This is a genomic window from Paenibacillus rhizophilus (genome assembly GCF_003854965.1).
GTDB lineage: Bacteria > Bacillota > Bacilli > Paenibacillales > Paenibacillaceae > Paenibacillus_AQ > Paenibacillus_AQ rhizophilus.
On the sequence record NZ_RQPI01000007.1, the window covers coordinates 197,380 to 222,982 of the forward strand.

At 57.0% G+C, this 25,603-nt stretch carries 24 protein-coding genes and 1 riboswitch; of the genes, 13 read left to right on the forward strand and 11 right to left on the reverse strand.

Going from position 1 to position 25,603, the window contains the following annotated elements; genetic code table 11:
• Positions 1 to 31 precede the first annotated feature (31 nt).
• The 4 genes from EH198_RS14450 to EH198_RS14465 all read right to left on the reverse strand — a co-directional run bounded on the left by EH198_RS14450 (position 32) and on the right by EH198_RS14465 (position 5,117).
• Positions 32 to 598, reverse strand: a complete 567-nt coding sequence (locus EH198_RS14450) for a PadR family transcriptional regulator (RefSeq protein ID WP_124696224.1) — start codon at positions 596 to 598, stop codon at positions 32 to 34.
• Between the two features lie 6 nt (positions 599 to 604).
• Positions 605 to 2,125, reverse strand: coding sequence for an MDR family MFS transporter (locus tag EH198_RS14455; protein WP_124696225.1), 1,521 nt, complete (start codon positions 2,123 to 2,125; stop codon positions 605 to 607).
• A gap of 157 nt (positions 2,126 to 2,282) precedes the next feature.
• Entirely contained in the window at positions 2,283 to 4,121 is a 1,839-nt protein-coding gene (locus EH198_RS14460) for a diguanylate cyclase (RefSeq protein WP_124696226.1), read from the reverse strand.
• Between the two features lie 399 nt (positions 4,122 to 4,520).
• Positions 4,521 to 5,117 carry a DUF5317 domain-containing protein gene (locus EH198_RS14465; RefSeq protein ID WP_124696227.1) on the reverse strand — a complete coding sequence of 199 codons (597 nt, stop codon included), beginning with the start codon at positions 5,115 to 5,117 and terminating at the stop codon, positions 4,521 to 4,523.
• 205 nt (positions 5,118 to 5,322) lie between these two features.
• On the opposite strand from EH198_RS14465, the gene EH198_RS14470 reads away from it, so the two are divergent.
• The 4 genes from EH198_RS14470 to nfsA all read left to right on the forward strand — a co-directional run bounded on the left by EH198_RS14470 (position 5,323) and on the right by nfsA (position 9,304).
• Complete coding sequence (locus EH198_RS14470) at positions 5,323 to 5,673, forward strand: metal-sensitive transcriptional regulator (RefSeq protein WP_124696228.1); 351 nt, start codon at positions 5,323 to 5,325, stop codon at positions 5,671 to 5,673.
• Positions 5,674 to 5,688: 15 nt separating this feature from the next.
• Positions 5,689 to 5,892 (forward strand): copper ion binding protein, encoded by a 204-nt coding sequence (locus tag EH198_RS14475; protein WP_124696229.1) that lies wholly within the window; start codon positions 5,689 to 5,691, stop codon positions 5,890 to 5,892.
• 120 nt (positions 5,893 to 6,012) lie between these two features.
• Positions 6,013 to 8,469: a heavy metal translocating P-type ATPase gene (locus EH198_RS14480; RefSeq protein WP_124696230.1), complete on the forward strand. Its 2,457-nt coding sequence runs from the start codon at positions 6,013 to 6,015 to the stop codon at positions 8,467 to 8,469.
• 52 nt (positions 8,470 to 8,521) lie between these two features.
• The gene (gene nfsA, locus EH198_RS14485) at positions 8,522 to 9,304 is read left to right on the forward strand and encodes an oxygen-insensitive NADPH nitroreductase (RefSeq protein ID WP_124696231.1); all 783 of its coding nucleotides are present in this window, start codon (positions 8,522 to 8,524) and stop codon (positions 9,302 to 9,304) included.
• Between the two features lie 295 nt (positions 9,305 to 9,599).
• Here nfsA and EH198_RS14490 read toward each other — a convergent pair whose 3' ends face one another.
• The 5 genes from EH198_RS14490 to EH198_RS14510 form a co-directional block, all read right to left on the reverse strand.
• Positions 9,600 to 10,466 (reverse strand): ABC transporter ATP-binding protein, encoded by an 867-nt coding sequence (locus EH198_RS14490; RefSeq protein ID WP_124696232.1) that lies wholly within the window; start codon positions 10,464 to 10,466, stop codon positions 9,600 to 9,602.
• A gap of 40 nt (positions 10,467 to 10,506) precedes the next feature.
• On the reverse strand, positions 10,507 to 11,271 hold the full coding sequence (locus EH198_RS14495; protein ID WP_124696233.1) for an ABC transporter permease: 765 nt from the start codon (positions 11,269 to 11,271) through the stop codon (positions 10,507 to 10,509).
• On the reverse strand, positions 11,268 to 11,561 hold the full coding sequence (locus tag EH198_RS14500; RefSeq protein WP_124696234.1) for an MTH1187 family thiamine-binding protein: 294 nt from the start codon (positions 11,559 to 11,561) through the stop codon (positions 11,268 to 11,270). Before EH198_RS14500 ends, EH198_RS14495 begins: the two co-directional genes overlap by 4 nt.
• An 81-nt stretch (positions 11,562 to 11,642) precedes the next feature.
• On the reverse strand, positions 11,643 to 12,710 hold the full coding sequence (locus EH198_RS14505) for an ABC transporter substrate-binding protein (protein ID WP_124696235.1): 1,068 nt from the start codon (positions 12,708 to 12,710) through the stop codon (positions 11,643 to 11,645).
• 206 nt (positions 12,711 to 12,916) lie between these two features.
• Positions 12,917 to 13,030, reverse strand: a riboswitch (TPP riboswitch).
• A gap of 70 nt (positions 13,031 to 13,100) precedes the next feature.
• Entirely contained in the window at positions 13,101 to 14,534 is a 1,434-nt protein-coding gene (locus EH198_RS14510) for a hypothetical protein (RefSeq protein ID WP_124696236.1), read from the reverse strand.
• A 195-nt stretch (positions 14,535 to 14,729) separates the two neighbouring features.
• On the opposite strand from EH198_RS14510, the gene EH198_RS14515 reads away from it, so the two are divergent.
• The 8 genes from EH198_RS14515 (at position 14,730) to EH198_RS14550 (ending at position 21,598) form a co-directional block, all read left to right on the forward strand.
• Positions 14,730 to 15,170, forward strand: coding sequence for a pyridoxamine 5'-phosphate oxidase family protein (locus tag EH198_RS14515; protein WP_124696237.1), 441 nt, complete (start codon positions 14,730 to 14,732; stop codon positions 15,168 to 15,170).
• Between the two features lie 586 nt (positions 15,171 to 15,756).
• Positions 15,757 to 16,341 (forward strand): EAL domain-containing protein, encoded by a 585-nt coding sequence (locus tag EH198_RS25185; RefSeq protein WP_246014314.1) that lies wholly within the window; start codon positions 15,757 to 15,759, stop codon positions 16,339 to 16,341.
• Positions 16,342 to 16,380: 39 nt separating this feature from the next.
• On the forward strand, positions 16,381 to 17,055 hold the full coding sequence (locus EH198_RS14525) for a response regulator transcription factor (protein ID WP_124696238.1): 675 nt from the start codon (positions 16,381 to 16,383) through the stop codon (positions 17,053 to 17,055).
• On the forward strand, positions 17,052 to 18,563 hold the full coding sequence (locus EH198_RS14530) for a HAMP domain-containing sensor histidine kinase (protein ID WP_124696239.1): 1,512 nt from the start codon (positions 17,052 to 17,054) through the stop codon (positions 18,561 to 18,563). The genes EH198_RS14525 and EH198_RS14530 overlap by 4 nt, the downstream gene beginning before the upstream one ends.
• 92 nt (positions 18,564 to 18,655) lie before the next feature.
• Positions 18,656 to 19,564: an ABC transporter ATP-binding protein gene (locus EH198_RS14535; RefSeq protein WP_124696240.1), complete on the forward strand. Its 909-nt coding sequence runs from the start codon at positions 18,656 to 18,658 to the stop codon at positions 19,562 to 19,564.
• Positions 19,561 to 20,277, forward strand: a complete 717-nt coding sequence (locus EH198_RS14540) for an ABC transporter permease (protein WP_124696241.1) — start codon at positions 19,561 to 19,563, stop codon at positions 20,275 to 20,277. The genes EH198_RS14535 and EH198_RS14540 overlap by 4 nt, the downstream gene beginning before the upstream one ends.
• Positions 20,278 to 20,281: 4 nt before the next feature.
• On the forward strand, positions 20,282 to 21,019 hold the full coding sequence (locus tag EH198_RS14545; protein ID WP_124696242.1) for an ABC transporter permease: 738 nt from the start codon (positions 20,282 to 20,284) through the stop codon (positions 21,017 to 21,019).
• Positions 21,020 to 21,232: 213 nt separating this feature from the next.
• Entirely contained in the window at positions 21,233 to 21,598 is a 366-nt protein-coding gene (locus tag EH198_RS14550) for an ArsR/SmtB family transcription factor (RefSeq protein ID WP_124696243.1), read from the forward strand.
• A gap of 76 nt (positions 21,599 to 21,674) precedes the next feature.
• Here the strand turns inward: EH198_RS14550 and EH198_RS14555 are convergent, their stop codons facing one another.
• Complete coding sequence (locus tag EH198_RS14555; protein ID WP_124696244.1) at positions 21,675 to 22,439, reverse strand: CPBP family intramembrane glutamic endopeptidase; 765 nt, start codon at positions 22,437 to 22,439, stop codon at positions 21,675 to 21,677.
• The gene (locus EH198_RS14560) at positions 22,420 to 22,962 is read right to left on the reverse strand and encodes a PadR family transcriptional regulator (protein ID WP_124696245.1); all 543 of its coding nucleotides are present in this window, start codon (positions 22,960 to 22,962) and stop codon (positions 22,420 to 22,422) included. Before EH198_RS14560 ends, EH198_RS14555 begins: the two co-directional genes overlap by 20 nt.
• A gap of 195 nt (positions 22,963 to 23,157) precedes the next feature.
• Between EH198_RS14560 and EH198_RS14565 the strand changes: the two genes are divergently transcribed.
• Complete coding sequence (locus tag EH198_RS14565; protein WP_124696246.1) at positions 23,158 to 25,404, forward strand: heavy metal translocating P-type ATPase; 2,247 nt, start codon at positions 23,158 to 23,160, stop codon at positions 25,402 to 25,404.
• The last annotated feature ends 199 nt before the right edge of the window (positions 25,405 to 25,603 follow it).

Genomic DNA, 25,603 nt, shown 5'->3' on the forward strand with positions numbered 1-25,603 from the left:
CTCTGATTAAACAGCAAACTAACACGCGGTTTCACTCCTTCAGATCCAGCGGTTCCCCGACATCTCCGAGCCTGTGCGCCCGCACATCGCTGTACAGGCGCTTCAACCATTTCAGTTCCGTCATGCTGTGCTCATATTTGCCGTACATAAGATGCAGCGCCGCCCGGGAGACGGAAGGAATATGCTCCTCATAGACCTGATAGGCAAGATTGACCTGGTGCTCGGCCTCCCGGATGCGCTCCTCAAGCAGCCTTGCGATCTTGTCCGGATCGACATGCCGGGAGAAGGCCAGGGCGATATACATCGGGTGATACAGCGCGTCGTTCTTGCGAAATTGCTGGAGGAGCAGCTGCTCGAACAGCAATTTGCCCGGACCAGTGATCCTGTATATCGTTTTGTCCGGCCGGTCGCTGCTGCGGATAATTTCAACCTGCTCAATCTGTCCGTTCTTGGCTAACTGGTCGACGGCGTAATACAGGGAGCCCATTTGCAGCTTCGTAATCTGATCCATGGCGCGGTCTCTCATCACCAGCATCATTTCATAGGGATGCATGTCCCGCTCCAGCAGCAGTCCGAGAATAGCCAGCTTCATCGACATGGGGGATTACTCCTTGTCGAGGACTGGCTGCGGGGCTTTCTGGCGGTTGAACAGGCGGTCATGCGGCATCAGCAGCACGGCCCCGAGTCCAAGCACCGCCGGAATAAGCGCCCACAGGAACGTATGCGAGATGGAGGAGGACAGCGCGGCCGAAATTTTCTCCAGCACCGGCGCGGGGATTTTCGCTCTCGCTTCCGGCGTCAGCGCGGAACGCGGATCGCCGAAGGCGGATGACTGGGCGCGGCCCCCGAATGCGCTGCTCAGCTTGTCCGTGAACAGATTGCGCTGGATGATGCCGAAGATTGTAATGCCGAGCGTCATGCCGAGCGAACGCATGAAGGTAATGGCCGATGTGGCCGAGCCGCGCTGGCGGACATCGAAATGATGGACCGAAGACATGTTGAGCACCGAGAAGGAGAATCCGACGCCGAATCCGGTCAGGGCCATGAAGATATTGACCATAAGGCGCGAAATGTCCGGCGACAGGGTGCCGAGCAGGGCGACGCCGGCGACGAAGCAGACGGCGGACAGCAGCATGATATTGCGGAAGCTCGTCCGGGCCGTGAGCTGTCCTCCAAGCTGGGCGCCGGCAACCGATCCGACCATCATCGGCATGAGGATAAGGCCGGAATTTGTCGCGGAACCGCCGAATACGCCCTGCACGAAAATCGGGATGTAGACGGTCGCCACGATGAAGGCCGAACCGTAGAATAACCCGGCCAGAGCGCTTGTCGCGAACAGTCTTTTTTGAAACATGCTGAAGGTGATGACGGGTTCGGCCACGCGGCGCTCAATCAGCAGGAAGGCGATCAGCAGGACCGCAAAGCCCGCAAACAGGCCGAGGATATAAACAGAGCTCCAGGCATATTCCTGGCCGCCCAGCTCTAAGGCGAACATCAGGCAGATAACCGCTCCGACCAGCGTAAGGGCGCCGCCCCAGTCGATCCGCTGCTTGGAGTGGGCAACCGACTCCTTGTAGAACATGGCGATCATAACAAAAGCGATTACGCCAAGGGGGAGATTGATATAGAAGACCCACTGCCAGCCGACGTAGTCGGTGATGTACGCTCCGAGAAGCGGACCGAGCACGCTGGAGATGCCGAAGACGGCGCCGAACAGTCCGGTCATTTTGCCGCGCTTCTCCGGAGGGAATATGTCAAAGACGATGGTGAACGCGATCGGCATCACCGCTCCCCCGCCGACACCTTGAATGGCGCGGTAAATGCTCAGTTGGGTAATGCTGCTTGCCGTACCGCACAGAGCCGAGCCGATCAAGAACAGCACTAGCCCGAGCATGAAAAATCGTTTGCGGCCGTACATATCGGACAGCTTGCCGAATATGGGGGTGCCGGCCATGACCATGACCATATAGGCGGAAGTCACCCAGACGATTTTGTCCAGGCCGCCGAGTTCGGCGACAATGGTGCCCATGGCCGCGGCGACGATCGTGTTGTCCATGGCGGTCATCAAAATGCCGAGCAGCAGGCCGACCACGACCAGCTTCAGATTGCTTTCTTTCGAATGCATGGTGAGAAACTCCTTTTCTGTAAGTTAGTGAAATTAATTATATTCAAATTAGAATAGGAGGGCAATGCTTAATAATAAAAACCCCGCATACCGCGGGGTTTTGCATTAAGATTCATTTCGTTGGGCCGGGGACTGCGGCGAACGCACATCCAAAGCGCTATACCGCTGCCTCTTTGGCGCGAAGTTGTCTGGACTCAATGTAGCCGATAAAAAACTCCGTAAGCTCCGGATCGAACTGGCTGCCCGCGCAGGCTCTAAGCTCGACAATCGCCTCTTCGACGGATTTGGTCGGCTGGTAGGGCCGTTCCGTCGTCATGGCATCAAAGGAATCGATAATGGTCAGCATCCGGCACAGCTTCGGAATTTCCTCGCCTTTGAAACCGCGGGGGTAACCCTTGCCGTCGTATCTTTCGTGGTGCAGCTCGATATAGGCGGCCAAATCCTTGAACTTGTCGTTGGTCATCGCCATCTGCTTGCCCCAGGTCACATGCCATTTCACCATTTCCCACTCCTCGGGCGTAAGCTTCTCCTTTTTATTCAGAATGCCCCAAGGAATTTCCAGCTTGCCGATATCGTGAATCAGCGCACCCAGCGTGAACTGGCGCTTGGAGAGGCTGTCCAGCTGCAGCAGCTCGCTGATGTCAATGGCGTAGCGGAATACCCGCTTGGAATGCTTGAAGGTCTCCATGTCCTTGTACATGAACAGGTTCAGCTGCTGTTCGATATCCCGCACGTCCTGGCTGAAATCGATATCCTGCTCAAGCAGCGACTGGTGGCCGTAAATATGAACCATATTCTTGCCCTGCTTCTTGGCGTAATACAGCGCCTGGTCGGCCTGTTCCACCAGCTCCGATTTATCGTGGATATCGGAACGGTAGCCTGCGATGCCCGCCGAGAAGGACAGACAGCCCTGGGGGAAAATCTCCGCGCCGTCAAAGCGGGAATTGTTCAGCGTTTTGCGAAGGCGGTCGAGAAAGTCTTTAGCCTGGTCGGTATCGTAAGAGGGCATCAGCAGCGTGAACTCTTCTCCGCCGTAACGGGAGACGACCATGTCGGCGCCGCCGCATTCTTTTTTCAGTAATTCCGCCAAAAATACGATCAGCCCGTCGCCCTTGAGATGGCCGAAGTGGTCGTTGTATTTCTTGAAATTGTCGATATCGATCATGGCCAGCGACAAGGAGGCACCTGTGCTCCGGGATTTGCGCATTTCCTCTTCCAGCGCCAGCTCGAAATAGCTGTGGTTGAACAGGCCCGTCCGCGGGTCGCGGTTCGCCCGCTCTTCGATGTCGCGGTACATCGTGAACATTTGCTTGAAGGAATAGGACAGCAGGATGCTGAGGCAGAGAAACAGCGCCAGCCCGAAAATATGATTGTGATACAAAAGAATAGTCAGCACAAGCGACAGCACGAGGGTGCAGAGGTAGGCGATAATCGTATCCTTGAGCATTCCCTTTAACGTCTCGTACAGATTTTCATTATGGAAGACATAGTAGTACAGGACGATGAGCAGCGTGTTCATAATAAAATAGATCGCCATGCCTCCGGCGTACGCCGCCAAATGATTGTCCATCAGCGGTCCCCGTTCGCCGCCCAGCGCCGCAAAGGAGTAGGACGCCGAGGCATTAATGATCGAATAGATCGCAAAGTTGATCAGGTGCTTCCACCAGAGGGTTTTTCGTTCAATCAGGAAAATCACCGCGGATGCAACAAGAAGGACCGTCAGGCTGAACGAGGGGCCGAATACGAAAATACAGGCCAGATAAACGGAGGAGTCCAGGGATAATCCGTTGCCCTGCGGAGGAAGCTGGAAGGTAAAGATCGTCAGCACCACCGCCGCTCCGGCCAGCGCGTAGACCCAAACCCAGGTAGGGGTAGTGTAATGGATAAAAGCGCCCCGGTTAAATAAAGTGAACAGGCCGAGTCCAGTAAGACAAATGGCAACTGCATATAGATGACCCAGGTTCAGCTTGGCAATGGCTGTGTCCCGCTTTGACAATGGTGATCCTCCTCTCGCAAGTGTCGTATTGCTCCATTTATTTTAAGGGATTTAACGAAAATTTCATAGATGGCGGCAGGCAAATTCAGAGCGTCAAATAGCACCGTCTTTCCCGCCCCATAAGGGATGGAAACGTATTCCAAAGAAACAGAAAACTCGTTCCCTACATAATATTGTCGGAAAATGCGGTTACCTTTGTTAATATGATAAAAAAGCAGGCTGAACATCAGCCTGCCTCTCTCGTGCCTTGGGATCAACGGCCGCCGCCGATGAGTCTGAATCCGGAAGTCAAAGCCATAACTACGGAAGCAACGATAACCGTATTGATAATAATGCGCGAATATAACACGCCATCCAGTTTCTTTTTCACAATTGCTCACCCCTTTCGGTAACGGATCGTCAAGACTGCTTGGCTTCCATCTCCTGTGTTTTTGGATCCCGTCGTCTGTCCGGAACAAGAATGTACTGAAGATAGAGGAAAATCCCCGCGTTCATCACAATATCGCCGATGCTGATGACCTGGGTGCGCGGATAAGGCTTGGACAGCGGAATAATGTCCCCCAGAAACGACAGCCTGGTCGCTGAATCCATCAGAAAATGCTTCGTAGCAACGGTTCCCGACTCAAGCAAATGCACGTAATAGGGGTCCAGAACCTTAGCCGCATCCAGCGATACAGGCATCTTGCCGCCATTGACGGCCATGACGAGAAAATTCAGAAAGACGCCGGCGAAAATAAACAGGAAGCCCGGAGTGCTCCGGTTCAACCACAGGATGTAAAGCCCGGCTACGTACACGGCGATAAAAATGATACCGCTGAACGAAGCAAAGGCAGACGACCGATCATTTAGTTCAAACACGGCAAACTGCAGCAGCAGCAGGAGAGGGAACCAGAGACCGCCCTTGATGCGCAGAGAGCCGAATTGCGTCAGGCCGTAACGGAATCCGCCGCGAAGCAGGCCCGCTACCAAACCGAGCACAATACCGTCGTAGACCATGTTGTATGCTCCTATACCTATGTATTGTGAAGATGAAAAGTCTTATATAAGAGGGAATATTCGACCCTAAATATGGAAATCCTCCTGCCTATAACAAAATTCTCCGAAGAAATGTGACAAAAAATAGCGAAGAAGGAGAAACGCATGGATTTGGCTTGACATACCCTATGGGGGTATATTAAAGTGAGGTTGAGGAGGCTGATGCATGACGGCACATGAGAAACACGATGAAGGGCTTTACGAACGGTCCTGCGGCAGCGATTGCCATTCTTCCGAAGAACGCAAAAGTCATCATACTCAGGAATTCAAGAACGGGCTGACGACCCGGCTTAACCGCATAGAGGGGCAAATTCGCGGCATCAAAGGCATGATCGACCGCGACACATACTGCGACGATGTTCTCACCCAGCTTGCGGCGGTCCAGTCGGCGCTTGGCAGCATCGGGAAGCTGCTGCTTGAGGGCCATATGAAGAGCTGTATTGTCGAGAGAATCGAAGCCGGCGAACACGAGGTTATTGACGAACTGCTGATTACGGTCGGCAGATTAATGAAATAAGGAGAGGATCAGGAAATGACGAACGTTGTATTGAATGTGGAGGGAATGTCCTGCGGACATTGCGTAAGCTCTGTGGAGACGGCGGTAGGCAATTTGGGGGCGTCGGCCAAAGCGGATCTGGCATCCAAGACGGTTACGGTCGATTTTGACGACAGCAAGCTCAGTCTGGACGCCATCAAGGAAGCGATTGAAGATCAAGGTTTCGACGTGGTTCAATAACCCGCAAGCGGCAAACGCCAAGGCATGGAGCGGCAGGGAAAGAAGTCCCCGAGATCGTTCCAGGCCTTCTCTTTTATTCGTTTGTATACCCCCTATGGGTACATGAGAGGAAGTGATCATATGGAACAAGCTGCGGTGGCGCCGGCGGAGGAACAGGCAACCTTGCAGATTACGGGCATGACCTGCTCCGCCTGCGCGGCGAGAATCGAGAAAGGGATCGGCCGCATGGAGGGCGTCTCCCGGGCGAACGTCAACCTTGCGCTCGAGCAGGCGTCCGTGGGTTTCGATCCCAAAGTTGTCAGCGTGCCGAAGATCGAGGAGAAGATCCGCTCGCTCGGATATGATACGGTGAAGGAAGCGGCGGACTTCGATATTTCGGGCATGACCTGCGCGGCCTGTTCGGCCCGGATCGAGAAGGTGCTTGGCAAGCTGCCGGGCATTGCCGGAATCAACGTTAACCTTGCGCTGGAAACAGCGCATGTCGAATATACCCCCGGGATGATTACTCCCGGGGAGATTGTCGCCAAGGTCGATTCGATCGGCTTTAAAGCCTCGCTCAAGGAAGACCGGAAGGAGACCGTGGGCCGAAGGGAGCATGAAATCAGCCGCAAGCGCAGTAAGTGGATGATCTCGGCTCTGCTGTCCCTGCCGCTTCTCTGGGCCATGGTCGGACATTTCTCGTTCACTTCCTGGATTCCCGTGCCGGAACTGCTCATGAATCCATGGTTCCAGCTTGTTCTGGCGACCCCGGTGCAGTTCATTATCGGCTGGCAGTTCTATGTCGGCGCCTACAAGGCGCTTCGGAACGGCAGCGCCAATATGGATGTGCTGGTAGCGCTGGGTACGTCGGCCGCTTACTTCTACAGCTTGTATCTCACGCTGGATTCCCTGCGGATGAACGGCATGGATCATGCGGTGGAAATGTATTATGAGACCGGAGCTGTGCTGATTACGCTCATTCTGGTCGGAAAATGGTTCGAGGCGCTGGCTAAGGGCCGCTCCTCGGACGCCATCCGCAGTCTGATGGGCCTTCAGGCCAAGACGGCTCTTGTGTTCCGCGAAGGAGCGGAAACAAGCGTCCCCGTGGAGGAAGTCGTTATCGGGGATATCGTACTCGTAAAGCCGGGGACCAAGATTCCCGTCGACGGCGAAGTGATCGAGGGCTTGTCTTCCGTGGACGAATCCATGCTGACGGGCGAGAGTATCCCGGTGGAGAAGAAGCCGGGCGACTCCGTGATCGGAGCGACGGTGAACAAGAACGGCGTGCTGAAGATCAAAGCCCGCAAGGTGGGTCGCGACACGGCGCTTGCCCAGATCATCCGCGTAGTCGAGGAAGCGCAGGGGTCCAAGGCACCGATCCAGCGCGTGGCTGATGTCATCTCTGGCATCTTCGTGCCGATTGTGGTGGCAATCGCCGCGTTGACGTTCCTGATCTGGTACTTGTGGGCGGCTCCCGGGCAATTTGCCGAAGCGCTGGAGAAGGGGATCGCCGTGCTCGTTATCGCCTGTCCCTGCGCGCTGGGCCTTGCGACGCCGACCTCGATTATGGCCGGCTCCGGCAGGGCTGCAGAGCTCGGCATCTTGTTTAAGGGCGGCGAGCATCTGGAAGCCGCGCAGGGCATTCAACTCGTCGTGCTCGACAAGACGGGCACCGTAACGAGCGGCAAGCCGGTGCTTACGGACGTGCTTGTATCGCCGGACTTCAAGGGCGCGCCTGAACTGGCTCCGGCAGACGGCCTGCTGTCGCTTGCGGCGGCGGCGGAGAAGCTGTCGGAGCATCCGCTCGCCGAGGCGGTGGCATCGGGAGCGGCGGAGAAGGGTCTGGCGGTAGGCGAAGCCGCAAGCTTCTCCAATGTACCCGGACGGGGTATCCGGGCGACCGTTCAGGGCAGGGAAATCATCGTCGGCACACGCCGGATGATGGAAGAGAACGGCGTCAATGCACGGCGCTGGTTAGACGCCATGAATGAACTGGAGCAGCAGGGTAAGACGGCGATGCTGGTCGCGGTGGACGGCGTCTGCGAAGGCATCGTGGCCGTCGCGGATACGATCAAGCCGACCTCGCGCGAGGCGGTGGCGGCTCTGCGGGACATGGGGATCGATGTCGTGATGATCACCGGCGACAACGAGCGGACGGCCCGGGCCATCGCAGCCGAGGCCGGGATCGACAGAGTGATGGCCGAAGTGCTGCCCGAAGGCAAGGCCGAGGCGGTGCGGAAGCTTCAGGCCGACGGCGTGAAGGTGGCGATGGTCGGCGACGGCATCAACGACGCGCCGGCGCTTGCGACCGCCGATATCGGCATGGCGGTCGGAACCGGGACCGACGTGGCGATGGAAGCGGCGGATATTACCCTGATGCGCGGCGACCTCAAGGCCATCGCGGACGCGATTAAGATGAGCCGCCGGACGATGGGCAATATCAAGCAGAATCTGTTCTGGGCGCTCGGCTATAATACGATCGGTATTCCGGTGGCCGCGCTGGGATTTCTGGCGCCCTGGCTGGCGGGCGCGGCCATGGCGTTCAGCTCGGTTTCGGTCGTGCTGAATGCGCTGCGGCTGCAGCGGGTAAAGTTATAATACGAGAAAGCTGTAATGCAAGAGTGAAACGGCATGAAAGGAAGCGACGGGAATGAACAAGAACATCCGGGAGTCCGAAGCGGCCTCCCTTGACAACGCGGTGCTGTCCTTGCTGGGAAGACATGTCTCGGTACGTAAGTTCCGGCAGGACCCGGTAAGTGAAGAACAGCTTGCCGCCATTATCGGGGCGGCGCAGATGGCCTCAACATCCAGCAATGTGCAGGCATACAGCGTGATTGCGGTGACCGATCCGGCGCTTAAATTGGAGCTTGCGGCGCTTGCCGGGAACCAGGCCTATGTGGCGGAGTGCCCGGTCTTCCTGGTCTGGTGCGCCGATCTGTACCGGCTGCGGGAGGCGGCGAAGCCGCATCTAAACGGCGCGGCCTCCTACGAGGACTCGACGGAGAATTTCATCATCGCCACCGTCGACACTGCGCTGGCCGCGCAGAACGCCGCCGTGGCGGCGGAGTCGCTGGGGCTTGGCATCGTCTACATCGGCGGGATAAGGAACAAGATCGCCGAGGCGGCGGAGCGGCTGGGGCTGCCGGAGTTGGTCTATCCATTGTTCGGCATGTGCCTCGGCTATCCCGACCAGACCCCGGGGCTGCGTCCGCGGCTGCCGCTGCCGGCGGTGCTGCATCATAACCGCTACGATGCCGAAGAGACCGTGCGGCAGGTCGAGAAATACGACAGCATGATGTCCGATTATTTGCGCAAGCGGACCGGAGGGGCTAAGGATACCCCGTGGTCGGCGATCATGGCGGGGCGGCTGGCGGAGCCGATCCGGCTGCATATGAAGGATTTCCTGCAGGGCAAAGGATTTATGCGCAGGTAGGGCGGAATCAGCAGAGTAGGCAGGCGGGCAGCATGAGATTTCCATAGAGAGGGTACGGGCTTCGGCATGGGATTGCCGGGTTCGTACCCTTTTTGCCGTTGTAAGGTGACAGTTGTCATCTTAAAGTCATTGGAGGTCAAGAGCCGGATCAAAGCGGAGCTGCTGGCCGAGGACAAAGGCTGGATATAAAACAGCCCCGCAAAAGTAAGGAATCGGCTCAAAGCGGACCCGGTTACTTGGCGGGGACTCCAGAAAATTTATGCAAGAAGGACCCGGGAAGGATTGGCCTGGCCGATCAGCGGAGCGGGCCGCTCTTGGCCTGTTCCTCACGCATCCACCCCGACAGCTGGCGTTTCAGCCGCAAAAATTCGGGATACTCCGTCATTCCCTCCCGGCGCGGCCGGGGAAAAGGCACATCAACGGTGTGCAGTATGGTCCCCGGCCGTCCCGAGAACACATAGATGCGGCTGGAGAGCAGCAGCGCCTCTTCAATGCTGTGTGTGATGAACAGCACGGAGCGGCGGTTCTCCTCCCACAGCTCCAGCAGCCAGCGCTGCATCTCGCTGCGGGTGAGGGCGTCGAGCGCGCTGAACGGTTCGTCCAGGAGCATCAGCTCCTGGGGCGCCAGCAGCGCGCGCAGGAAGGCGGCGCGCTGCTGCATGCCGCCGGACAGCATGTGCGGATACGCCTTCTCGAATCCGCCGAGTCCAACCTTCGCGAGCCAGCGCCGGGCTTCCTCGCGAGCTTCGCTTCGCGCCGCGCCCTTCAGCTCGCGGGCAAGAATCACGTTATCCTCGATGCTCCGCCAAGGAAACAGCGCGGGCTGCTGCGGCATGTAGCTGACGCTGCCCCGCTGCCCGGTTACCGGAGCGCCGTTCATCCGCACGGCGCCCGCATCCGGCTTGACCAGTCCGCCGATGATGTGGAAGAGCGTGCTCTTGCCGCAGCCCGATGGTCCGATGATGGATACGAACTCATCCGGCTTCACCGTAAGTGACACCTGCTCCAGCACCGGGATGCTCCGCCCGCGCTGGGAGAATGATTTGGAGATGCCGGAGACCTCCAGCGCGGGGGCTTCGGTGCCCGAATCCGGCGAAGCGGCGTCCGGCGTCTCCTCTTTTACCGGTTCTCCGCTTGATGGCGGAACGGTCTTGTTTGTCACTTATTAGCGCCCCTTTCTGCATATTCTTTCCTTGCGCCCGTTATTGTGCGTCCCGCCGCGGCTTCCAGCGGACCAGCCATTTCTCCAGCAGGACAACGGCGGCGAACAGCAGCAGGCTCAGCAGCACGCTCAGAATTATGGCGGCGAACATCCGGTCCGTGCGAAACGCCGATTTCTGTATCTGCATATAGTAGCCGAGTCCCTGGTTCCCGCCGATCAGCTCCGCCACCACGGCGCCCGTCACGGCGTAGGCGGCGGATATTTTGATGCCGGAGAACAGGGAGGGCAGCGCATGAGGCAGCTCCAGCTTGGAGAAGATCTGCCGCCTTGAGGCGCCCGCCATCTTCATAAATTGAAGCATCATGCGGTCGGTCTGGGCGAGTCCGCCCAGGCCCGCGACCGCCACGGGGAAGAAGCACACAAGCATAATGAGAATAATCTTCGGCAGCTGGCCGAAGCCGAACCAGATAACAAGCAGCGGACCGAGCGCAATAATCGGCACGTTCTGGCTTAAGATCAGCAGCGGGTACAGCGCGCGCGCCGACCAGGGCACAATATGCAGCAGCACGGCGGCGGCAATCCCTACGGCCACGCCGAGCGGAAAGCCAATCAGCGTCAGCCGCAGCGTCGCCAGCGTATGCCCTTTAAGGGATGAAGCGCTGGCAATGCCTTCCCGCCAAATGTCGGAGGGAGCGGGCAGCATCCATTTTTCCACATGGAACCAGGTGACCGACACCTGCCATAGCGCCAAAAACAAGAGGACCGCCACAAGGGGCGGCCAGATTTGTTTCCACCTGGAAATCACGGGCGGTATTTCTCCGTCAGTTTGTCCATGCTGATTCCGCCCGGGTTATGGGCGATCTTGACCTGCGAGATGACGCTGGGGCAGCCCGCTTCGATCAGCGCCTCCTGCATCTCCCTGACAATTTCCAGCAGGTCGGAGAGCTCGCCTTCCATCGTCGTCTCCAGCGCGTTCACCTGATGCTTCACACCGGAACGCTGAATGACTTCAATCGCCTTGTCCACATAAGGAATTACGTCTTCGCCTCCCGGCGTTTTCGGAATAACCTGAATGCTCAGCAGCGTACTTGCCATTAACTATCATCCTTTCATCTGATTAATTGTAAACCCGGTGAATCAAGACCTTAACTCTGTTAAGCTAACTCTGTTAAGCTCTTACTGCCCGTCCGGCAAAAATTCGTTCGTGAACGCTTTGTCTGCTTCAAGCGGCTTGTCCAGAAGCTTCAGCCCGTACATCCAGTCGGCATAGTTTTTCCATACTTCGCTCTTCTGCTCGCCCCACTGAGCGGCGTCGTCCTTGTATTTCGGGCTGAGCCACTCCTGGCTGGCCTGAACAAGCTTAGGGTCCAGATCGGGAACCGCCTTGATCAGAATATCCGCAGCCTCCTTCGGATGGTCGATCGCGTACTGGTAGCCCTTGGACGTCGCCTTTAAAAAGGCTTTTACCACCTCGGGGTTCTCGGCGATTTCCTTCTCGCTTGTCGTCAGCACCGGCGTGTAATAGTCGAGCTGAGGCGCGTAATCCTTCAAATACAGCATATCCAGCGGCTCGCCGCGCAGCTTCGCTTCGATGCCGGTCCAGGCGTAGAAAATCCAGGCAAAGTCAATATCCCGTTTGACGGCTGTAAAATAATCGGCCTCGCCGATCGTGACCTGCTTGACCTTCTTCACGTCGCCGCCCACCGGGTCCATTATGGCCTTCATGGAAGCCTCTTCCACCGGCGATCCCCAGCCGCCGTATGTTTTCCCTTCGAAGTTCTTCGGCGATTTGATGCCCCGGTCGACCGGAGCGGCGAAGCCGGACGTGTTATGCTGGATAATCGCCGCGATGGACACGAGCGGAACGCCCTGAATCCGTGCCAGCGTCAGGCTGTCCTGCGCGCCAACGCCAAAAGCGGCTTCTCCCGAAGTAACCATCGTATCCGCGCCAGCGGCTCCCGGCTGTACAATATCCACGTTAAGGCCCTCTTCCGCGTAAAAACCAAGTTCTTTGGCGACATACAGTCCGGTGTGATTCGTGTTCGGCGTCCAGTCGAGCGCGACCTTTACCGGCACTGCCGCTTTTGGCGAACTTTGGGCGGAAGCGGATGCCTCCGGCGAAGCGGAAGCGGGGGTCCCCTGAGCGCCGCCCGCGTTTCCTCCCGAATTATTGCCGCCGCATCCCGCCGCGGCCAGGGTGAACAGGCAGGCCAGGCACAGCGTTAACCATTTTTTGACTCCCATTTTGTAGTCTCTCCTTTGTCTTGCCGCCCCGGATAATGCCGGCAGCGGCGGGTATTCCCGTCTTCATGAAAGCTCACCCGCAAATCGCGGGGCCGCTCGGCGGACCCGGAAATTTGCACACCCCCCTTGGTGCCAAGAAACAATGCCAAAAAAGCGCCCCTGAACATTAGGGACGCGAAGGAATGCATGACGGCGGCGGTCCTGGAAGACCACACCTTAAGCCTTTCCTACGCTGGCATTATCCAGATCAGGTATAAGGGTCAGTATCTTGCGGGATACACTCTCAGCCGGCCGTAATTCCAGCACCCCTGGTTCTATGAAGTTTCGGGTATTCTTGCTGCTTACGGTGTAATTATAGACGCAAGGTTCCGGGGTTGTCCAGCCCGCCGGCTACTCGAGCTTCTTGCGGCGGCGGCCTTTTATCCCGCTCCACAGCTCACGCAGCGTCAGAACGGCGCTGACGATGATGCCGCAGAAGGTCAGAAACAGAGCGATGTATTCGAACACGGAATACTGCAGTATTTTGCCCCAGTCGATGTTTCCCTTCAGATCCTCGATCACCTGGTTCATCCCGTAAATACCGCTTACGACCGTGAATACCGTCAGAATCATCAGCAGGTTATCGCGGCGCTTGGCCTGGAAGGTCTCCTGATACTGGAACAGGTCCGCCAGCGTCTGCTTCACTTCCTCGAATAATTCGTCGTTGCCGTACACTTTACGCAACTGAAAGAAGATTTCACGGCCCTGCGTCTGCGAGATCAGTTCGAGGAAATAAAATTTGGCGGAGAACTTGTTGATATAGTAGATCAAATCCTCGATTTCTTCGTAATCATGCTCGATCCGCAGCCGCGAGTGTACATTGGACAGCTTCAGCAGTACGATCTTGTGAAAAAGGCTGAGCAGCAGGCCGTAATAGTATTCGCCGTACATCTGATTCGCGAGCTTCACGGCGGTTTCGGAATCGCTGCGGCTCAGGCAGCAGAAGGTCTGCTCGTTCGTCATGTAGTAAGTATTAGGACCCCAGCGCCCGTACCGGTGCCTTCGGCAGTATTCCTCGATATAGTCTTCGCTGCTCGCGCTCGTATAGGGACGGCCGTCCGCTTTCATTCCGTCGAGCTGGGAAGCGCGGTAGCATGTTCTGGAGTCGATGTCCTCCCCTTCCTCCATCCCGTAGAAGGCCTGAACCATCATGCGCTCATCCACGAAAAAAGGCAGCGTTTCGAAGTAAGCCCCGTTCAAATCCGATTGATCGAGGTAACCCTCCAGGCCGTTCAGCAGATTTTTAAACACGAAATCTTCCATCTGCTTGAACATTCGGTCCCCGCAGCAAATGCGCGACGCCTCGTCCGCTTCCTTTACATTTTCCAGCGAGCGGAACCGGTCGGCAAATTCCAGGGCGAAACTAAGCGGAACCCTCTCTTCGTCGATCATCGTCCGGATAGTAATAAAACCGAGCTGAAACGGACAAATGAACATATCCGTCGAGAGCACCTGAAAGGAAATGGAGCCCTGCGGCATTTCCATCCTGCAATTCAGGCCGTTCACCCGGGAATAGCGGCGAAACGAATCTTTGTCCTCTTCGCGCGGAAACAGCACATGGGCGGCGAAAGGCATATAGGAACGCTCCATATTCTCATGCGAGACACAGTAGCCTTCTCCGTAATAATCGTCCTCCAGTTCTTTATGATTCAGAAAAAACGGGGTGAATCCGTCCCGCTTAAGCCGCTCCTCCAGCTCCGGTCCTTGCCCCTGCTTAATGGAGAAGGGAAAAATAAACTGCAGGAGTGCCGTATGTAGAATGGGGTCATCCAAGAGTGGGTTCATGGTAGTCCTCCTGACTTTGCAATAGTCGACAATAGTATTTACACCGTCTGCATTGCCTTGAAAAAGGAGGCGCGGCCTCCGGAGTCAATCTCTTCCATTTGGGATTCATTCCGCCGAGTCCGGGTACATTATATTGTATCGACCCGCTGAGCTTATGTATCTCTTGGCTTGAATAGAAAGGAGATTGGGAATTTCATGGACAACAAAGAATTGGAACAACGTATAATCAAGGCGCTGGATGACAACAAATTCGGTTCTTTCGCCACAATCGAAGCCGGCAGCAAGCCGAAGGTTCGTTATATGGCCGTCTTTCATGAGGAGCTTAACCTCTATTTGGCCACAGACCGCAAGACGCATAAAGTGGAAGAGCTGCAAAACAACCCGAATGTGTTTCTGCTGCTGGGTTATGAGGCGGGAGGCAGCAAGGATATCCTTGAGATCGAAGCGAAGGCGTCCGTTACCAAAGACAGCAGCCTGCGTGAAAAAATATGGAGCAAAGATTTGGAGCGCTGGTTCAAGGGACCGGATGATCCGGATTACGTCATTCTGGAGCTTTCGCCGACGCGTATCGAATATACCGGAAAAGACCGGAAACCCGAGGTTTGGGAAAAGCAGACGGCGTCCGCGGGCAAGTAAGTTAAACCTTGTTTTTATATACAGTCATGATTGGAAAGCGTCCCGAAAGGGGCGCTTTTTTCCATAGGTTCCCTTCTTCTGAGCGAAAGATGTTATAATGACCACAAGTGTTGGTATTAATATAGGTCATAAGGAGGATATCCATGCAGTGCAGTGATTGCCTACTCTTAGCTCCCATTGAAGATGAAGGAACCGTAAAAATTCGGCGCGCATCACCCGCTCTTGCCTCCGCCATTCAAGCGGCCGGATATACCCTTGACACCCGTAAGACACGCTATGAAATTCCGTATGATTCCCGTGAGCAGCTGATGGCCATCATGAAGCTGCTGGAAGAGTCGGAAGAAACGGAGCAGATTGCGGTGTGCGTAACGAGGGCGGCGATCTCGGGTCTTTTTGAGCGTTGGGTACCCCTTGCCCAGCTAAAGGCCCGCGTTTCCAATCATACACTCGTCGACATTATCACCAATAAAGAGTTCTGCAGCTACATGCAGCCGATCGTCGACTCTACCGAACAAATTATCGGATTTGAGTTCTGCTGCGCCCGCTGCCGCATGGACCGGAGTTTCAGCCGCATACCCTTTTTGAAGTGGCGAGGCGGAGCGGGCTCCACTCCTTTCTGGACCGGGCGGCCCGCATATCTGCCATCGGATCCAGCGCCCGGCATTTGCCTGAAGGAATCAAACGGTTCGTCAACTTTCTCCCCTCCTCCATATATAATCCCAATTATTGTCTTACGAATACGTTTCAAACGATTCAACAGCAGGGTCTTCGTCCGGAAGACTTCGTATTTGAGGTGGTGGAGACGGAGAAAATCCGCGATATCGACCATCTCGCAGCTATTTTTTCGAAATACCGAGAGCATGGCGTGAATGTTGCGCTTGATGATGTCGGTTCGGGTTATTCGACGGTTGAATTCATGTTGCGCCTTCAGCCGGATTATGTGAAAATTGACCGCGGGCTTATCAGCATGTGCGATCAGGACCCCCATAAACAAACCGGCATTAAGGAAGTTGTGGAAAAAGCGGGCCGTTTCGGAGGCAAGGTGCTGGCCGAAGGCATAGAGCGGCGAGAGGAATTTCAATTTTGCCTGGATAACGGCATCGAATTGGCTCAAGGTTATTTTTTTGGCAAGCCCGAGCTTGAGCCGCCGCCGGTTTTTTTTGCAGTATAGCTTTTTTGAGGTATAGCTTTTTAAGGAGGAACTGTAGTTATGAGCGGCACTTTGCTGTATATCGAGGACGATCCCCAAATCGCCGGCCCTGTCGCCAGGGACCTGCGGGACCGCGGTTATGCGGTCCGCTGGCTGCAGACGGGAGAGCGGGCCGTGGAAGAAGCAGACGGCTGCCATCTGGCTATTCTGGACGTCATGCTGCCTGGACTGGACGGCTTTACCGTCGGACAGCGGTTAAAGAAGTGTTTCCCGGGCGTTCCCATTCTGATGCTCTCGGCGAGAACGTCGATCGACGACAAGCTCCAGGGTCTGGAGTTCGCCGACGATTATTTGACCAAGCCGTTTCATCCTGACGAGCTGGCCGCCCGGATTGGAGTTCTGCTGCGGCGGTCGGGCAGCGTTTCGGCGGCGCCGCTCTCACTGAAGCATCTTACCGTCTATGAAGAGGAGAACCGGATTGCCCTGACGGAGAGTGGAGAAGAGATACCGCTTACCGGCAAGCAATTTCAGATTTTCTTTTACCTGCTGCGTCACCTCGGCCAGATTATGACCAAGGAGCAGATCTATGAAGCGGTTTGGGGCGAGCCCTATATGGAAGGGGACAAGACGCTGATGGTCCATATCCGTTATTTGCGCGAGAAGCTGGAGAAGGATCCCGCCGCGCCGGAAATTATCGAGACGGTCCGGGGCATCGGATACAGGATCAAGGCATGATAAGAAGGAACGGGACGCGAGGGCGCAATCCGGGTTTCCGCCGGTCGCTTCTGTCGCGGTATTTGCTGATTATCGTGATTGCCGTGCTGTTTTTGCCCGTGATTTTCCCACTCAGTCTGATCATCTATACCTTGTCGGACCATTACCATTGGACATCGGGAAATACGGCAGACGAGACGAAGAAAGCTTTCAAGCCGTATTCCAACATTGCCGAATTGGAAAAAATGTGGCACAAAGAAGCGCGCCTGCTTGCGGGCAAATCCGACCGGGAAATCGGAGCTCGTCTGAAGGCGCTGGGAGACCGCTACCAGTATGCTTCCATGTTCTGGGTGAATGGAGAGGGGATGACCCGGCTTGCGCTTCCTCCGGAGAAGAAATCCGGCTCCGAAGCCGGCGCGGATAATGGCGCAACGGGTGGAACGGATAATGGTGCAACGGGCCGAACGGATGGAACGGATATTGGTGCGGCCGTGCCGGCACGGTGGACAGCTTTACAGGCCATCGCCTTCATGAAGGACAGCGTGGGCAGCGATCCGTTGACCGTCGTCGCCTTTATTGGCGACCGGGCGGATGCGGGCGAAGGGTTCATGGCGATGCGCGTTCCGAAGTCCGTTCTGCCGAGGAATACAGGCAGCGTCCCGCTTGCGCTGTACGGACTGATGCTGCTCGTTCTGCTCGCGTTTGCCGCCATATCCTGGCTGTTCTTCGCCGGAATCCGCGGGCGTCTGCTCCGGCTTCAGACCGCCATGACTCTGGACGGGCGGGACGGCCTTCCGGCAGCGATTCCGAAAGGCAAGCCCGATGAGATCGGCATGCTGGAAGAGGCGTTCAACACGATGGTTGCCGAGCTTAAGGACAGCCGGCGCCGGGAGCGGGAAGAGGAAGAGCTGCGCAAGCGGCTGATCGCCGATCTGTCCCACGACCTGCGGACACCGCTTACGGTCGTGCGGAGCCACCTGTTTCAGGTGGGCAAGGAGCCGCTGTCCCCGCAGGGCAAGGAATCGCTCAATCTGATGGATGAGCGCATTGCCGACCTTGGCGTGCTGATCGACAACCTGCTGAATTACAACCTGCTGGCAAGTGGCAGGGTGAAGCTTTCGCCGGGGAGACAGGATGTTCTGCGGCTGCTGCGGGAAAGCGCCGCCGCCTGGTATCCGGTATGGACCAAGGAGGGCATGGAGGTTGACATCGAGCTTGAGGGCGAACCTCTCGTTTGGGAGGTCGATGAAATCTGGTTCCGGCGCGTGCTGGACAATCTGTACCAGAATGTCGTGCGCCATGCGAAGGGCGGCGGTTATGTGGGGGTTGCCGCCGAGGACCGTGGCGGCGTCCGCACTGTCGTCATCCGCGACCGGGGAAAAGGCTTAGGCGAAGCTTCTCCGGCCAAAGGGGCGGGGATCGGACTGGCCATTGTCGACATGCTGCTCTCCCGGATGGGGCTTGCCTGGACGGCGGACAGCGACCCGGAAGGCACCTCGGTCTGCATATATCCGAAGGATCGCGGCTGACCGGTGATCCGATTTTAAACAAAACTTAAACTTCGCGGGCAGTCTTCTTTAACCTTGGAGCGGTAAGCTGTTAACCGAGGTGAAGAGAGAAAATGGAAACCATTATACAAACGGCGGATTTGGTGAAGAGGTACCGCGGCCGGGCCGCGGTCGACCATCTGAATTTGAGCATCGGCAAGGGGGATATTTACGGATTTCTCGGGCCGAACGGCGCGGGCAAGACGACGACGATCCGCATGCTGCTTGGCCTGATTGCGCCGTCTGGGGGGCAGGTGGAGATCTTCGGCAAGGATCTCCGAAAGGAGAGGCTGGACATTCTGCGGAGAGTCGGCTCGCTTGTCGAATCGCCTTCCTACTACGGACATCTGTCGGCCGTGGACAATCTGGAGGCGATTCGCCGCATTCTCGGCGCGCCGAAGCGGCGTATCGCCGAGGTGCTGGATATCGTCTCGCTGACCGGAGAGGAGAAGCGTCCGGTCAAGGGCTTCTCGCTCGGCATGAAGCAGCGGCTGGGCATCGCCGCCGCGCTGCTCGGCAGCCCCGAGCTGCTCATTCTGGACGAGCCGACCAACGGGCTGGACCCGTCCGGCATTCAGGAGATTCGCAGCCTGATCATGTCGCTGCCGCGGGAGCACGGCATCACCGTGCTCGTGTCCAGCCATCTGCTGAGCGAAATCGAGCAGATGGCGGGGACGGTCGGCATCATCCGGCAGGGCCGGATGATCTATCAAGACACGATCGCCCGGCTCCGGGAGCGCTCGGCGGGAGAGATGCGGCTCGTCGTGTCCGAGCCGGAGGCCGCCTTGGAGGAAGCCTTCCGAAGAGGATACGACGGCATGCTGCGCACAGACGAGCTCCGCTTCTCCGGGATGGACGACGCGCGGGTTGCCCTGCTGGTCAAGGCTCTCGTAGAGCGTGGACACGCCATCTACCGGGTGGAGGAGCAGCGGCAGTCTCTTGAAGAACTCTTCCTGCAGGTTGTGGAAGGGGAGGGACGATGATGGGCCGGATACTCGCCGCCGATTGGCTGAAAATCCGGGGCAAAGGCCTCTGGCTTCTGATCCTCGTGGGTCCGCTCGGTCTAACGGCGATGCAGGCTCTCAATTTCGGACTCCGCTTCGATTATATGAAGCGGAGATATGCGGGAGACTTATGGGGCGGGCTGCTGGACAATACCGCGCTGTTCGTCCCGATGGCGCTTTTTCTCGGAGGGACGCTGGTCTGTTCCCTGATGGCCAATATCGAGCATCAGACCAGCGCGTGGAAGCAGCTTCTGGCGCTGCCGGTTTCCCGTATAGCGGTATTTGCCTCCAAGCTGATGCTGTGCCTGCTGCTGCTGGCCGTATCCTGTCTGCTGCTCTCCGGCTTCGTTACAGCGCTTGGGCTGCTCTTCGGCTTCGGGGCTTCCGCGATTCCGGTCTATGGCATTTTGCGTATCGGCTTTCTGTCCTGCGCCGCCGTTATGCCCTTTATTGCCCTTCAGCTCTGGCTGTCGCTGGCCTTCCGGAATCAGGCGATGCCGGTTTCAATCGGCGTGATTTGTGCTATTGTGTCGCCTTTTACGGCCACCTTATCGGAATGGTTGCCGATTAACTGGCCGTATCTGGCTTGGACCGGTCCGCACCGACTTTATTTTGCGGGTGCGGGACTCGCACTGGCCCTGCTGGTATTGCTGCCGGGAGCTGCGCATTTCGCCCGAAAGGATGTGAACTGACGGCATGAAGATGTTCCTGAGAATATTGTCAGCCGAAAGGCTGAAGCTGTCCGGCTCTTATATTTGGCTGCTTGTGCTGGCCAGCCCTGCCGCCGCGGTGCTGATCGGACTGTACGCCTCCTCCCCGGCTGGAGGGAAGCCGGACTGGACCATACTGCTTTCGGTCATGTCGACGCTTCACGCATTGCTGTTCCTGCCGGTTCTGTCCGGGCTGTACACCGCGATGCTGTGCCGCCACGAGCATCTGGACGGCGGCTGGAAGGCGCTGTTGGCGCTTCCGGTCTCCCGGACCGCCGTATACCTCGCCAAGTTCACGATGGCCGCTGTTCTGCTGGCGGCGACCCAGGCCCTCTTCATAGCCGCGGTCATCGGAACGGGATTAATCCGCGGAATCGGGACTCCCGTTCCATGGGGGCTGTTCCTGGGAACCTGCGCGGCCAGCTGGACAGCCTGCCTGCCGCTGGCCGCGCTCCAGCTGGCCGTTTCCCAAGCGTGGAGCAGCTTCGCCGCGCCGCTTGCCCTGAACGTCAGCTTCACGCTGCCCAATGTTCTGATCGCGAACTCGGCCACCTACGGCCCCTATTATCCATGGGTACAGCCGATGCTGGCCATGATTCCGCATGGGCAGGCGGACTACGGTGCGTTCAATCTGCCGCTTGAAAGCCTGCTGATCGTTGTGCTGGGCAGCTTTGCCCTGTTTCTTGCGGCGGGTCTGCTGTCTTTTCGGCGCAAAGCGGTGTGAACCGGGAGAGTGGAGCCGGAAAAGAATCACCCGCCGGACGGCAAAGCCGGATCTTTTGCCGTCACTGCCGTTCCTCCCGGCTTCAAATATGCCGCGGCCACGGACGGCCAGGTTCCATCTAATGGACTATGCCCTCTTTTTTTCTTATAATGGTCTAAGAATGCGGCAGCCCGGTTGATACGACAAGGACCTTGCTGCAAGGAGGCGAAGCAGATGAAACCGGCGGCTATTGAAGAATGCGACAACACCTGTAACGGCTCGGAAATTTCGCCTGAGAATATCCGGTTGACCCTGCCGGAAAGGGCGACGACAGACAAGATGGCTGAACTGTTCAAGGCGCTTGGCGATCCGACAAGGGTCAGGCTGATTTACGCATTGTCCTGCCAGGAGCTCTGTGTGCATGATTTATCGGCTATTTTGGACATGGGCCAGTCGGCGGTGTCCCACCAGCTTCGCTATTTGCGGAATTTGCGGATCGTGAAGCGGCGGAAAGAAGGCAAGACCGTATATTATTCGCTGAATGACGCGCATGTCGAACAGATTTTTTTGCAGACACACGAGCATATCAGGCACGAATAGATCGTATCTATCGTATAGATGACAAACGGCAGGAGACCTTTTCGGTCTTCTGCCGTTTTTTTGCCTCACTGCCCATTTAGTTGAAGCTTTGTTCTGCCGGTGTGGGAACGGACGTTTTTTTCAAGCTCAGCGTCAGCCATATGCAGTACAGCGCAAGCAGCGCCAGAATGGTAAGGTCATAGCCGAGATAGAAGTCGCTGTTGTCGTTGCCGACATACTGGATGAAATTATGTAAAAAGTGAAACAGAATTAGCGGCAAAATATTGCGGTTCCGCACCATCAGCAGCGCCAGAGCGCCGCCGATCAGCAGAGCGTACACGATTTGCAGCACGGTCTGAAACCCGCTTTGCCCGGAAAGGACTTGCAGAATATGCGTGACGGCGAACAGGATGGATGAGGTCAGGACAGCCGTTTTGATACCCTTGGGCAGCAGAATATTCAGAATCAGGCCGCGGTAAATGCTCTCCTCAACGAACCCGACGAGCAGGGTGAACAAGAGATAGAACAGCACTTCGGAGGCGGTTACCGGACGGAAGCCTTTCAGGGCGATTACGGCGAGCACCGCCAGCAGCGGCGCATAATATACCAGATCCTGTTTAGGAATACTCCGCAGACGGCGAAACCCGTAGAATCCCCATTTCTTTTTCAATGAAAAATAAAGGGCGAGCACCGCCGCAATCGGAATAAAGGAAATCAGCACCGGCGCGGTTCCGCTCAGCTGCCTGATCGTTGCGTAAGCTCCGGCAGCAAACACGGCAAGGAACAGAAGCGCTTCAATAATCACTACGGCGAGCACGGGGTGTTTTTGCGAAAATGATCTCTTAATTTCTAGGTTTGACATGTCCCAAATCCTTCCTCTCAATAATATCCTCGATCCACTGCTTCTGCATTCGCGCATGGCTGAGTCCATATCCGAGCACAGACACACGGTAATAATAGTCCTCCGGATGCTCGAGCCCGGCCAGTTCTCCCGCCACTATCGACTGCACCGCTTCCAGGGCGCGGATCTCATGTTCGGCCGCATACAAATACTCCTGCAGACGCCGCTGACGGATATCCTCATCCAAATAATCGAAAAAGAAAACCCGGATGAGCTGCTCGCGGCCCCCGGCTTGCGGTTCTTCCAGCCATTTCAGAAAGGCTTCTTTCCCTTCGGGCAGCAGGGAGTACAGCTTCTTGTTCTTGCTGTCCGCGGTTTCAAACACGGATACGTACCCCTTATCCGCCATCCTCTTCAAAGCGGGATAAAGACTGCCGTAGCTTGCCGCGTAGAAATGGCCGACCGAGCTGTCGATAATCTTCTTCAAATCATAGCCGCTCATTTGGCCTTCCATCAGCATTCCCAAAAGAACATATTCCAGCATATTGCACCTCTTTATATCGTTTAGATATATCTAGTTGATACTTATATTATATCGAAAGTTTCAGCGCCGTCAAGGCGATCATTACCGATTGACACCGCGAATGAATAAGGAATATAATGGCGGTAACAAACATATGAACAGTTGCTCATATATTAATCGTAAGCATTACGGAAGGGGTTGGAGAGGTTGAGTACCATGGAATCGACAGTAAAACGCCAATGGATATTGGAAGGTCTGGACTGCGCCAACTGTGCGATGAAAATTGAGAACCGGGTGAGCAAGATGGAAGGGGTCGCTTCCTGCTCGGTCAATTTTGCGACAAAGACGCTGACGATGGAAACGGACGGAAGCTTTCCGGAGACCGGTATTTCGCAGGTGGAGAAGACTGTGACTTCTCTTGAACCGCATGTGCGGCTGCTGGAAAAGAAAACCCCGGGCGTAGCGGCGGTTTCCCGCCCGCATGTGCTTGACGAAGGGGCCCGCGAATCCGGGCATGCCGATGATCATGGCGCCGCGCATGCACACGGGCATACTCACGAGGGGGAAGAAGGCCGCGCGCACGGACATTCGAACAGCCATGGCGAGGGAGAGACGCGGCGGACGGTGCTGCGCCTCGCAGTCGGCGCGGCGCTGGCTGCAGCCGGGTATCTGATTCCTTCCGGCGGTTACTGGGAGCTGACGCTCTTCCTGCTGGCATACCTGGCGGCAGGCGGAAACGTCGTCCTGCAGGCCGTAAGAAATATCGCGCGGGGGCAAGTATTCGACGAGAACTTTCTGATGGCGCTGGCGACCATCGGCGCGTTCGCAATCGGCCAGTACCCGGAAGGCGTCGCCGTCATGCTGTTCTATCAGGTCGGCGAGCTGTTCCAGGGTCTGGCGGTTAACCGTTCCCGGCGCTCCATCACGGCGTTGATGGATATCCGGCCGGAAACGGCGCGCCTGCGGACCGGGGACGAGATGAATATCATTTCTCCCGATCGGGTAAATATCGGGGATATTATCGTCGTGCAGCCGGGCGAGAAGGTTCCGCTCGACGGCACGGTCATCGAGGGAAGCGCGATGATGGACACCTCGGCGCTGACCGGCGAATCGGTTCCGCGTTCGGCGGAGCCGGGAAGCGCGGTGCTGAGCGGATTCATTAACAAGAACGGCGTCATCGCCGTAAAGGTAACCCAGACGTTTGCGGAATCCGCGGTCTCCAAAATTTTGGAGCTGGTGCAGAACGCTTCGAACAACAAGGCCAAGACCGAAAACTTCATTACCCGGTTTGCCCGCGGCTATACGCCCGTTGTCGTCATTACGGCCGCGCTGCTGGCTGTGGTTCCTCCCCTGCTGATCAGCGGAGCGACCTTCTCCGACTGGATTTACCGGGCGTTAGTTTTCCTTGTCATTTCTTGTCCGTGCGCGCTGGTCGTATCGATTCCGCTCGGCTTCTTCGGGGGCATCGGGGCGGCTTCGCGGAGCGGAATCCTGATCAAAGGGAGCAATTACCTGGAGGCGCTGAATGATGTCAAGACCGTCGTGTTCGACAAAACAGGCACGCTGACCAAGGGGCAGTTCAAGGTAACGGCTATTTATCCGGCAGAAGGGATGACGGAGGACGAACTGCTGCGCCTGGCCGCTTATGCAGAGAGCCATTCCAGCCACCCGATCGCCGAGTCCATTGTTGCGGCCTACGGCCGGAGCATAGCCGGGAACGCCGTTGCCGACTACAATGAAATTTCGGGACACGGCATCCGGGCCGCCATCGAAGGCCGGACCGTGCTCGCGGGGAACGCCCGGCTTATGGAGCGGGAAGGCATCGCCTTCAGGCAGCCGGACGGAGCCGGCACGATCGTGCATCTGGCCGTGGACGGTCAATATGCCGGCAGCCTTGTCATTGCCGACGAAGTGAAGGAAGATGCGGCCCGGGCGATTGCCGCTCTCCGCAAAGTCGGCGTCAACAAGACGGTGATGCTGACCGGCGACGCTTCTTCGGTGGCCCAGGATGTAGGTAAGCGGCTGGGTGTCGGCGAAATTCACGCCGAGCTTCTGCCCCAGGATAAGGTGGAACAAATCGAGCGGCTGGAATCGGGGAAGACGGGCCGGGAGAAAATCGCCTTTGTCGGCGACGGCATCAACGACACGCCGGTTCTGGCGAGGGCGGATGTCGGGATCGCCATGGGCGGGCTGGGATCGGATGCCGCCATCGAGGCGGCGGACATCGTCATTATGACCGACGAGCCGTCCAAGATTGCGTCGGCCATCGGCATCGCCCGCCGAACCCGGGCTATCGTATGGCAGAATATCCTGTTCGCGCTCGGTATCAAGGCGGTCTTTCTGCTGCTTGGAGCGTTCGGCATTGCGACGATGTGGGAAGCGGTCTTCTCCGATGTCGGCGTGACGGTGCTTGCGGTGCTTAACAGCATGCGGGCGCTCCGTGCGCCGGCTGCTGCGGATTGAGTCCCGGGACAGACGCCTGGAATGAAAAAACCGCCTAACATGGATTCAAGTCCATGTTAGGCGGTTTTGTTATAGTGCGCCCGGCATGGGCGATAACTAGGCGGTGAAAGTCCGCTACAGGCTTGGCAGTAGGAACTGTTAGCCAAAGGCAAGGGTGTCCGTCGCGAGGCGGAATCTGAAGGAAGCTGGAGGCAAACCC

What these genes read in the sequence shown, in the direction of transcription:
- EH198_RS14450 (WP_124696224.1), bottom strand. Translation starts at nt 598, where the DNA reads ATGTCGATGAAGCTGGCTATTCTCGGACTGCTGCTGGAGCGGGACATG.
- EH198_RS14455 (WP_124696225.1), bottom strand. Translation starts at nt 2,125, where the DNA reads ATGCATTCGAAAGAAAGCAATCTGAAGCTGGTCGTGGTCGGCCTGCTG.
- EH198_RS14465 (WP_124696227.1), bottom strand. Translation starts at nt 5,117, where the DNA reads ATGGTCTACGACGGTATTGTGCTCGGTTTGGTAGCGGGCCTGCTTCGC.
- EH198_RS14470 (WP_124696228.1), top strand. Translation starts at nt 5,323, where the DNA reads ATGACGGCACATGAGAAACACGATGAAGGGCTTTACGAACGGTCCTGC.
- EH198_RS14475 (WP_124696229.1), top strand. Translation starts at nt 5,689, where the DNA reads ATGACGAACGTTGTATTGAATGTGGAGGGAATGTCCTGCGGACATTGC.
- EH198_RS14480 (WP_124696230.1), top strand. Translation starts at nt 6,013, where the DNA reads ATGGAACAAGCTGCGGTGGCGCCGGCGGAGGAACAGGCAACCTTGCAG.
- nfsA (WP_124696231.1), top strand. Translation starts at nt 8,522, where the DNA reads ATGAACAAGAACATCCGGGAGTCCGAAGCGGCCTCCCTTGACAACGCG.
- EH198_RS14500 (WP_124696234.1), bottom strand. Translation starts at nt 11,561, where the DNA reads ATGGCAAGTACGCTGCTGAGCATTCAGGTTATTCCGAAAACGCCGGGA.
- EH198_RS14505 (WP_124696235.1), bottom strand. Translation starts at nt 12,710, where the DNA reads ATGGGAGTCAAAAAATGGTTAACGCTGTGCCTGGCCTGCCTGTTCACC.
- EH198_RS14510 (WP_124696236.1), bottom strand. Translation starts at nt 14,534, where the DNA reads ATGAACCCACTCTTGGATGACCCCATTCTACATACGGCACTCCTGCAG.
- EH198_RS14515 (WP_124696237.1), top strand. Translation starts at nt 14,730, where the DNA reads ATGGACAACAAAGAATTGGAACAACGTATAATCAAGGCGCTGGATGAC.
- EH198_RS14525 (WP_124696238.1), top strand. Translation starts at nt 16,381, where the DNA reads ATGAGCGGCACTTTGCTGTATATCGAGGACGATCCCCAAATCGCCGGC.
- EH198_RS14530 (WP_124696239.1), top strand. Translation starts at nt 17,052, where the DNA reads ATGATAAGAAGGAACGGGACGCGAGGGCGCAATCCGGGTTTCCGCCGG.
- EH198_RS14535 (WP_124696240.1), top strand. Translation starts at nt 18,656, where the DNA reads ATGGAAACCATTATACAAACGGCGGATTTGGTGAAGAGGTACCGCGGC.
- EH198_RS14540 (WP_124696241.1), top strand. Translation starts at nt 19,561, where the DNA reads ATGATGGGCCGGATACTCGCCGCCGATTGGCTGAAAATCCGGGGCAAA.
- EH198_RS14545 (WP_124696242.1), top strand. Translation starts at nt 20,282, where the DNA reads ATGAAGATGTTCCTGAGAATATTGTCAGCCGAAAGGCTGAAGCTGTCC.
- EH198_RS14550 (WP_124696243.1), top strand. Translation starts at nt 21,233, where the DNA reads ATGAAACCGGCGGCTATTGAAGAATGCGACAACACCTGTAACGGCTCG.
- EH198_RS14555 (WP_124696244.1), bottom strand. Translation starts at nt 22,439, where the DNA reads ATGTCAAACCTAGAAATTAAGAGATCATTTTCGCAAAAACACCCCGTG.
- EH198_RS14560 (WP_124696245.1), bottom strand. Translation starts at nt 22,962, where the DNA reads ATGCTGGAATATGTTCTTTTGGGAATGCTGATGGAAGGCCAAATGAGC.
- EH198_RS14565 (WP_124696246.1), top strand. Translation starts at nt 23,158, where the DNA reads ATGGAATCGACAGTAAAACGCCAATGGATATTGGAAGGTCTGGACTGC.